Origin of the sequence: uncultured Acinetobacter sp., assembly GCF_947626835.1 — a bacterium.
GTDB lineage: Bacteria > Pseudomonadota > Gammaproteobacteria > Pseudomonadales > Moraxellaceae > Acinetobacter.
The window spans coordinates 1-8,439 of the sequence record NZ_CANQTS010000048.1; the positions used below are offsets into that span (position 1 = coordinate 1).

Genomic DNA, 8,439 nt, shown 5'->3' on the forward strand with positions numbered 1-8,439 from the left:
TGACAATTTTATATACTCCATAAACCCTTTAAATTAATTAGGTGGTTTATGTCGCACTTCAAGTTTTACTCTGCCAGGTAATCAAGATATTCCCACTAACCTTTATCGAGGTGATGGAGAGTCTTGGCGTTACCGGCATCCAATTACGGGTAAATTCCATGGCATGGGCACAGATAAGCTCAAAGCTGTGCAAGCAGCACGTAAATTGAATGAGCTTCTCATTCCCAATGAAGATCTGGTCGCCAAAGTATTGGGTGACAGCGAAAACGTCAGGTTCCGTGATTTTTCTGAAGAATATCTCAAGAATAAGCGTTTAAAAGATGGTCGCCCTTTAGCCAAACATACGCTAGAGAATTACACATCTCAATTACAACGTATGCACAGCAAATGGGGTGACAAGCCGATTGATACCATCACGCTGCGCATGGTGAATGACTATTTAGATGGGATACCAGCGTCATCGGCAAATATGTCGCGCAACCTACTGTCTAATATTTTTGATGTGGCGATTAGTAAAGGTATCTGTGTAGACAACCCTGCAAAAATCACATTAAAACGCCAAGTACTTAAACAGCGTAAACGCCATACGCTCGAGGGATTAACCAAGATTCGCGATGCAGCCGAACCATGGCTAAAAAATGCAATTGATTTGGCCATGCTGACGACTCAACGCCGCGTAGACATCTGTAATATGAAATGGTCAGATATTAAAGACGGCTATTTACACGTTATCCAAAAGAAAACCACTAAAAAGGCTTTAGATGAGTTTGAAATCTCTGAGGGCGCAGGTTATGTACGTATCAAAATTAATGCAGAGCTTCAAACTGTCCTAGATCGCTGTAAAGATAGCCTAGACAGTCCTTTTATTGTGCATAAGGCAAATAAGCATAAAAAGGTCGTTGGTAAAGAACATTGGACTCAAGTACTCCCGACTAACCTCTCTGAGAGTTTTATTGAAACATCACGTCGAGTGAATGCTTATCCTGAGCTGACCGACAAGCAACAGCCCTCTTTTCATGAGATTCGTGCTTTAGCGATTTTCTTACATAAGAAAGTCGGCAAATCTGCGCAAACTTTAGCAGGTCATAGCACCCAAAATATGACACAACATTATGAGTCTGGACATGAGATTATGTGGAACGATGCAGACATCGGAATTAGCCTGCCATTTGGCTAAAATAGCCCAAAATTGGCTGCAAAACCCTATGCTAAGTTATTGATTTCTATAAGTACCATATGCACCATAAGTACATCAAATTTTGATCAAAATTTTACTTAATGTACTTAAAAATCAACAACTTAATGCAATCTAAATTTCCTTTTCATTCATATAACGCCAATAACGTTTTGGTACATATTGAATATGCAATTTTAAGTTTTTACGTGCTTCAATATTGACACTATTAAAGTAGTCCTTCCAGAGTTGATCATACAAGACCTCTTCGTCATCCAGCTCAATCATAAAATCTTGACTAAATCCTGTATCAATATGTTGATCAATGGCTTGCGGATTCATCTTCACTTGATGAACCTCATTTAAATCATAATAAATACCATATTGACGTTGTTCATCATAAATCAACCAACGTTGATCTTGGTAACGTTGTTTAAAATGTCGCGTGATAATTGGCAACACATTAAAATCTGGCTTCACCAAGCTCAAAAACAGTCTATCTTGGCATTTTTTAAAGCGTACAAAAGCCTCCATACGGTGCTTTTCACGGCCTACTTGTTTGGCCCATTGGCTGATACCGAGAACATCGACATGACCATAGTCTTGATCAACACGATACTGCTTTTGAAACACATAACAAGCAAAGCCAAACATATGGTTAAACGCTGGATCCTGTTCAGATAAAAAACTATAGTAAAAATGCCGCAGCGAATTACTCGACACTTTACGCTTCAGTGCCGTCCACACACGTTGTGCATGTTGATTGTTAGAAGGCACGATAATCATCTCATCAAATAAGCCGTTTTGGCTGTTTGCATCTTGAGTAATGCGCACATCAAATTGCTTAAATGAAAATGCGCGAAATACGCAACTGAGTAAGCCTGTCATCGTACCGTCAAACACGTAAATCATCAGAAACCAAAGCCTAATTGTGGTGAAAGTTGCTGTGTATATTTAGATTGACCCGCCCGTAAAATATGTTGACGAATCTGCCCAGACTGCTGTTCTTTGGCAAATTTTGGACTATCTACACAACGGATAAAATGCTGAGCACGGTTATAAGCAACCCCCATACGTTTGAGTTGATCAATACGAATGGGACCAAAACGCCGTGCTGCAACAATTTTTTTAGCCGAACGTACACCAATACCGGGTACTCTTAAAATCATCTTGTAATCTGCACGGTTAATATCCACCGGAAAGCACTCAGGATGACGTAAGGCCCAACCCAATTTTGGATCGACATCTAAATCTAAATTTGGATGTTCATCATCCACCAACTCATTGGCCTCAAAGCCATAAAAACGCATCAACCAATCGCTTTGATACAGACGATTTTCACGCAACAAAGGCGGTGCCGAGCCAACCATAGGCAAGCTCTTTTCTTCTTCGTTAATTGGAATATAACCTGAGTAATAGACACGTTTAAGTTTAAACTCTTTGTAATGACGATCTGCCATTAAAATAATGTCTTTATCGGTTTCGCTATGCGCACCTACCACCATTTGCGTGGTTTGGCCTGCCGGAACAAATGTAGGTACGCTCTTAATCAATTTACGCTCATCTTTGAGTTCAATCAGACGATCTCTGACAATGCCAAGGTCTTTTTGCACTTCGGCATGGTTTTTTTCTGGTGCAAACTTCTGTAAACCTTCTTCGGTTGGCATTTCAAGATTAATGCTCATACGATCAACATATAAACCCGCTTCTTGAATAATTTCAGGTGATGCACCGGGAATGGTTTTTAAGTGAATATAGCCATTAAAGTTTTCTTCAAGGCGTAGTTTTTTAACCACCTGCAGCATACGCTCCATGGTGTAATCAGCAGATTTAAAAATTCCTGAACTTAAAAATAAACCTTCAATATAATTACGACGATAAAAATTGATGGTCAAATCCACCACTTCTTGCACGGTGAAGGCAGCCCGTTTCACGTCATTGGAACGCCGTGACACACAATAGGCACAGTCATAAATGCAGACATTGGAAAATAAAATTTTCAGCAAAGAGACACAGCGCCCATCTTCGGTATAGCTATGACAAATACCATTGCCTGTATTGCCCAAGCCCTTATCTTTGTTTTGGCGTTTACTCCCACTTGATGAACAAGATACATCATACTTGGCAGCATCAGCCAAAATTTGCAGTTTTTCACGAATACGATCAGACATAGACAGAGATAAAAGAAGCAAAACGCCATGATAGCTTTTGCTCAATATTCACACAATAAACACCATCATCTGTACGACAAGCAATGTCGTACTGTTTTGGAAAATCACTGTTATAAATGGCCTGAACCTTTTAAAAATTTTAGAGCTCAATTGTCGCTATATCAGTACTATAGCTTATCCGTTTTTGAAAAATTGGCTTTAAAAATTTATAGTCTGACCCAACTCAAACAGTCACATAAACCAACATAACCTGCACAAATTGATTAAGGTGTTAAACCTATAACTGGGCTTTAATCAATGCACAGCTATAACACATAGGATAATAAAATGTCAGAGATTACAACCGTTCAAAATTTCGAACTTAAGCGTTATTTAGGGACATGGTATGAGATTGCCCGCTTACCGATGAAACACCAACCTGAAGATAGTACTGATATTTCTGCTCAATACTCATTGCAAGACGATGGAAAAATTTGTGTACAAAATCGTTGTTTAGATGCTCACGGTGAATTAGATGAATCGATTGGTGAAGCAACCGTAGTTGATGCAAGCCAAGGCAAACTTGAGGTGAGCTTTTTACCTGAAGGCCTACGTTGGATTCCTTTTACTAAAGGCGATTATTGGGTGCTTAAAATTGATGCCGATTATCGTACCGCTTTAGTGGGCGAACCTTACCAGAAATATTTATGGTTGTTACATCGTGATGTACATTTAAATGACGATGTTAAAGCAGAATATTTGGCTTATGCGCAAAGTTTAGGTTATCAACTGGATGATCTTATTCATACCGTGCACACAGGACGTGATACTGCAGCGCTTTAGCCACCTTGTTTAATGTGATTTTAAGCTTGTAGCCTGATCATTATTCATTTACAGATAACTGCAGATATTATACAGCTCAACACATTTGGGCTGTATAAAGATAAAAAAGCCCACCGCTGTGAGCTCAAGATAAACTATAAAAATTAAATATCGAGTTCGCCTTCACGCCATACATCTTCGTATTCTTCGTGATCAATCAAAAAGCGATAGCCGGTTTCTAAAGCTAAAAATGGCAAGGCTTCAGGAAAAACATCTTCGAGCTCTTTAACGGTCATGCTTTGGAAAAAGTCATCAGCATCTTGTAATTCACCACCATAAATAAACCAAGCAATCCCATCGCTATTTGGCAAATGGCGAATACCAACAATGGTTTCTTCTTTTAAAGATCCCACAGCAATCGCAATAACGTCTTCATCACTCACAGCGCGATAAGCAGAGCCATATTGCTCACATACCAATTTTTGTTCTTCAATCACATCTTTATGCATGACAAGGCTTTCTTACTTGGTCTAAACAAGTTGCAGTATAAACAAAATATCATGACCGTTTACACTTTTACTTGCCTATACATAGATCATTGTATGTAAAATCAGCTTAAATTTTAAAATGCCATTATTTTATGGCGATTTTAGTATTTGACAGTGTATGTGCTGGCAAAAGAGCCTATTCACTATTAAAAGCAATATATCTTGCTTTAATTGAGTTGAATAATCGCGCTGATTTTTTGTACACTCAACCATTATCCCTTTATGATTTTTTAGACATGTTATGACCGTAATTTCTATAAAAAAACGCACAGGTGGACGTAGTGCACGGGTACGTCAAGATGTATTGACTCAGGCTTTATTTGAATTGGTCGAACAAGGCTATGTTGGCTTTAGCATTGGGCAGATTGCACAACGTGCTAACGTGCATGAAACCACCATTTATAGACGCTGGCCAACTCGTGAAGCCTTAATGATTGATGCCATCAAAGAATTTGCACATAGCCAATTAAATGTAATTAATAGTGGGAGTTTAGTTGATGATCTTCAGCATTATCTACATGCAATTGCACAGCTATTACAAACGCAAATTGGTAAAAGCCTGATGATGCTTGCCTTTGACCCCAATTTAAAACACATCAACCTTGCCTTATGGCAAGAACGCCAAAAAATTGCTGAGCAGATTTTTCAATCTGCAATTGGGCGTAATGAATGGCCTGAACATTATGATCAAGATTTGGTGTTTAGTGAAATTTTTGGACCTTTATTTACACAGACCTGCTTATTACAACAACCTATCAATGACATGATCATTCAAGCAAGAGTTGATTTTATTATACGGAATGTTGATTTTTTTAAACTCAAACCTGCATATTCTGTACCAAAATCCGATCATTTTAGTCAAATTTAACTGATTTTCAGCATATCTGTTATAGTTTTTTTGGTTTTTTCTGTATCTAACATTTAGATGTAAATTTTTGCATGATGTCTATATTCCTTTTATCCTTGAATGTGAGATAACAGATGCAAGAACAACCATCCAAACCTACTGCACCTAAATATGCTGACAGCTCAATTTCAGATAAAGCATTTAAACGTATGTTACTTTGGTTTTTTATCTACTGTAGCCTATTTTGTATTGGAGTAGTTTTTGCAGTTAATGCCGATATGGGTTTTTAAATATTATAAAAAGCGAAACATCATGGATTATGTTTCGCTTTTGGTTGTGGATCACACATGTATAAAGCTGAACAACTGGCACATAACATTCGTATTTTGATTGAAAATCATTCTTTTACCGCACATCAAAAACTTCCCTCTTTACGCGATCAAGCAGCCGACACAGGCTTAAGCTTAATGACGGTGATGAATGCCTACCAAAGCTTAGAGGCACAAGGTTTGGTTTATGCTAAAGAAAAATCAGGTTATTTTGTCACCCCTTTACATGATGATCTGGCTTTATCTTGCACGACATGCGTTGCGCTACATGAAGATGTCTCCATTAACTCTTTGGTATTTGAATATTTAAAATCTATTCAATCTAGTCACATGATTGCGCTTGGTTCTGCTTTTCCAGCCGATGAGTTGGTATGTAATAAAAAATTGATTCAAATTATGGCTCAACTGGCACGTGAACCGAGTAGTTATAGCCAAAATGAGAGTTTACCGCCAGGTAAATTGGCTTTACGCCAACTGATTGCGCAACGCTATCATATGCATGGCGTACATGCGCATGCTGATGATATTGTGATTACCTCAGGTTGCTTAGATGCCCTAAACCTTGCTTTACAAGCAGTCGCTCAACCGGGCGACTACATCATCTTGCAGCAACATATTTTTTATGGTGCTTGGCAGGCTGCTGAACGGCTAGGCTTAAAGGTCATTACACTGCCAGAACACCCAATTCACGGTTTTGATTTAGATAGTTTTATCCAAATTTTACAGCAATATCCTATCAAAGTGTGTTGGCTGATGCTTAATAGCCATAACCCGATTGGCTTTAATGTAAGCAATGAGATTAAGAAAAAAATTGCGACATTAATTCACCAACATCAAGTGTATTTAATTGAAGATGATGTGTATGAAGAATTATACTTTTCTCAGCATCGTCCTTTACCAATGAAATATTTTGACTTAGGCAATTGGGTCTTACATTGTTCCTCCTTTTCCAAAACTTTAGGTGCCAGTTTTCGTCTAGGATGGGTGCATGCTGGTGCTTTTTCTGCCAAAATTCAGCATTTACAACTGATGAGTACCATTTCTGCCAATAGCTTATTACAACAGGCCTTGGTCGAATTTATTGCTAAACACCACTATGAAAAACATTTGCGCCAATTGCGTAAAAATTTAGAAAAGCAGAAGAAATTATTTTTTAAATACTTAGAGCAAAACCTACCTAAAGGCTGTGATATTTACTACTACCACAGCGGTTATTTTTTATGGATTAAGCTACCCGCGCATATAGATAGTATGAGCATCTATGAAAATTTAATTCAGCAAGGTATATCGGTTGCGCCAAGTCGTTTATTTTGCATTTTTTCGGAGCAACGCCAAGGTCTGCGCATCAATTGTTCATTTTCATGGAATGAACAGCTCAAACAAGCACTTGATAGCATGATTCAAGTGATTCAAACACATCTTGAATCCGCTACATTTACAGTGGATCTTTAAAGCATCATCTTGTCGTTATGCTTAAATTTTAAAATGTCATGTGAGCATTTTAGTGCCGCATATTTCGCTGCGAAACTTTTTAAAACATTAAAGACTTAAAACCAAAAGAAAAACCTGCTATACAGCAGGTGAGTGATGCATGTTTCGTTGTTATTACAGCTTAAGTCAAAGCTTAGGCTTAATCCAAAGAATATCAATTATAGATTACGTTTTGATGAACTGATTAGCCGATTCACAGACAGGATAAATAAAAGAAATCGTCCACCCCTAAAGATGGACGATTGCTGAACTAAAATTTAATTCTAATTATATTCAATTAGATTAAATGAGGTTGATTGTCTAATAAACTATCCAATACAGGTGATGGATTCAACGAAATCACCGGATCTAGATGAGCAGTAACTGTTGATGTTAGTGCAATTTCAATGGTTACCCCATCTTCAGTGATCAAAGGTTCAACAATACCTACATCAACTTCTGGTGTCTCGACAAGACTTGCTACAATATCAAGCGCATCTTGCTCAATCATAGGTTGATCTAATTCGATGGCGAGTGCGGTTGGTACAGCTGTTACACCCCCCAACAAGCCACCTAATAAGCCATTACCTGAATTTGAATTACCTAGTAAATTGCCTAAAAGATCACCTAAACCATTCGAACTATCTGCATCGGCATTACCATTAAGACCACCGAGCAAGCCACCTAATAGACCATCGGTCAAACCACCTAGTAAGTTTGTTACTGCATCAAGTGATAATACACCGCTGGTTAAACCACCCACTAAGTCAGTCACTACATCTAAAGACAATGAACCACTCGTTAAACCACCGACTAAATCGGTCACAATATTGAGTGACAGTAAACCTCCAGTTAAACCACCAACAAGATCAGTAACTAGATCAAGCGATAATAGACCGTTGGTTAAACCACCCACTAAATTCGTTACCAAATCAAGCGACAACAAACCACCTGTTAAACCACCCAGTAAGTTGGTGACTAGATCCAGTGGAAGTAAACCACCGCTTAAACCGCCCAATAGCCCATCTGCTAAATCAAGCGATAATAGACCGCTGGTTAAACCGCCTACCAAATTGGTCACTAAATCCAGTGGTAATAA

General features: G+C 38.3%; 8 protein-coding genes and 1 pseudogene. 5 read left to right on the forward strand and 4 right to left on the reverse strand.

The genetic code is table 11. The features are described from left to right. Positions 1 to 88: 88 nt before the first annotated feature. Positions 89 to 1,177 (forward strand): tyrosine-type recombinase/integrase, encoded by a 1,089-nt coding sequence (locus Q0Z55_RS12145; protein ID WP_366806917.1) that lies wholly within the window; start codon positions 89 to 91, stop codon positions 1,175 to 1,177. A gap of 132 nt (positions 1,178 to 1,309) precedes the next feature. On the opposite strand, the gene Q0Z55_RS12150 is transcribed toward Q0Z55_RS12145, so the two are convergent. Further along, a complete protein-coding gene (locus Q0Z55_RS12150) occupies positions 1,310 to 2,089 on the reverse strand; it encodes a TIGR03915 family putative DNA repair protein (protein ID WP_297429132.1) in 780 nt (259 codons plus the stop codon). Then, positions 2,086 to 3,345 carry a putative DNA modification/repair radical SAM protein gene (locus Q0Z55_RS12155; protein ID WP_297429114.1) on the reverse strand — a complete coding sequence of 420 codons (1,260 nt, stop codon included), beginning with the start codon at positions 3,343 to 3,345 and terminating at the stop codon, positions 2,086 to 2,088. Before Q0Z55_RS12155 ends, Q0Z55_RS12150 begins: the two co-directional genes overlap by 4 nt. A 327-nt stretch (positions 3,346 to 3,672) precedes the next feature. Between Q0Z55_RS12155 and Q0Z55_RS12160 the strand changes: the two genes are divergently transcribed. Then, the gene (locus Q0Z55_RS12160) at positions 3,673 to 4,167 is read left to right on the forward strand and encodes a lipocalin family protein (protein ID WP_297429117.1); all 495 of its coding nucleotides are present in this window, start codon (positions 3,673 to 3,675) and stop codon (positions 4,165 to 4,167) included. 143 nt (positions 4,168 to 4,310) lie between these two features. Here the strand turns inward: Q0Z55_RS12160 and Q0Z55_RS12165 are convergent, their stop codons facing one another. After that, the gene (locus Q0Z55_RS12165; protein ID WP_297429120.1) at positions 4,311 to 4,655 is read right to left on the reverse strand and encodes a hypothetical protein; all 345 of its coding nucleotides are present in this window, start codon (positions 4,653 to 4,655) and stop codon (positions 4,311 to 4,313) included. 280 nt (positions 4,656 to 4,935) lie between these two features. Here Q0Z55_RS12165 and Q0Z55_RS12170 point away from each other — a divergent pair, with 280 nt between their 5' ends. From Q0Z55_RS12170 to Q0Z55_RS12180, 3 genes are all read left to right on the forward strand, one after another. Further along, positions 4,936 to 5,562, forward strand: coding sequence for a TetR/AcrR family transcriptional regulator (locus Q0Z55_RS12170; protein ID WP_297429122.1), 627 nt, complete (start codon positions 4,936 to 4,938; stop codon positions 5,560 to 5,562). A gap of 113 nt (positions 5,563 to 5,675) precedes the next feature. Further along, on the forward strand, positions 5,676 to 5,831 hold the full coding sequence (locus tag Q0Z55_RS12175; RefSeq protein WP_297429125.1) for a hypothetical protein: 156 nt from the start codon (positions 5,676 to 5,678) through the stop codon (positions 5,829 to 5,831). A gap of 57 nt (positions 5,832 to 5,888) precedes the next feature. Next, entirely contained in the window at positions 5,889 to 7,322 is a 1,434-nt protein-coding gene (locus tag Q0Z55_RS12180) for a PLP-dependent aminotransferase family protein (protein WP_297429127.1), read from the forward strand. Positions 7,323 to 7,638: 316 nt separating this feature from the next. On the opposite strand, the pseudogene Q0Z55_RS12185 reads toward Q0Z55_RS12180, so the two are convergent. Further along, positions 7,639 to 8,439 (reverse strand): annotated as a pseudogene (locus Q0Z55_RS12185) (hypothetical protein); the annotation flags it as partial.

Bases quoted from the DNA above. Each gene is read 5' to 3' on its own strand.
- Q0Z55_RS12155 (WP_297429114.1), bottom strand. From the start codon at position 3,345: ATGTCTGATCGTATTCGTGAAAAACTGCAAATTTTGGCTGATGCTGCC.
- Q0Z55_RS12160 (WP_297429117.1), top strand. From the start codon at position 3,673: ATGTCAGAGATTACAACCGTTCAAAATTTCGAACTTAAGCGTTATTTA.
- Q0Z55_RS12165 (WP_297429120.1), bottom strand. From the start codon at position 4,655: ATGCATAAAGATGTGATTGAAGAACAAAAATTGGTATGTGAGCAATAT.
- Q0Z55_RS12170 (WP_297429122.1), top strand. From the start codon at position 4,936: ATGACCGTAATTTCTATAAAAAAACGCACAGGTGGACGTAGTGCACGG.
- Q0Z55_RS12175 (WP_297429125.1), top strand. From the start codon at position 5,676: ATGCAAGAACAACCATCCAAACCTACTGCACCTAAATATGCTGACAGC.
- Q0Z55_RS12180 (WP_297429127.1), top strand. From the start codon at position 5,889: ATGTATAAAGCTGAACAACTGGCACATAACATTCGTATTTTGATTGAA.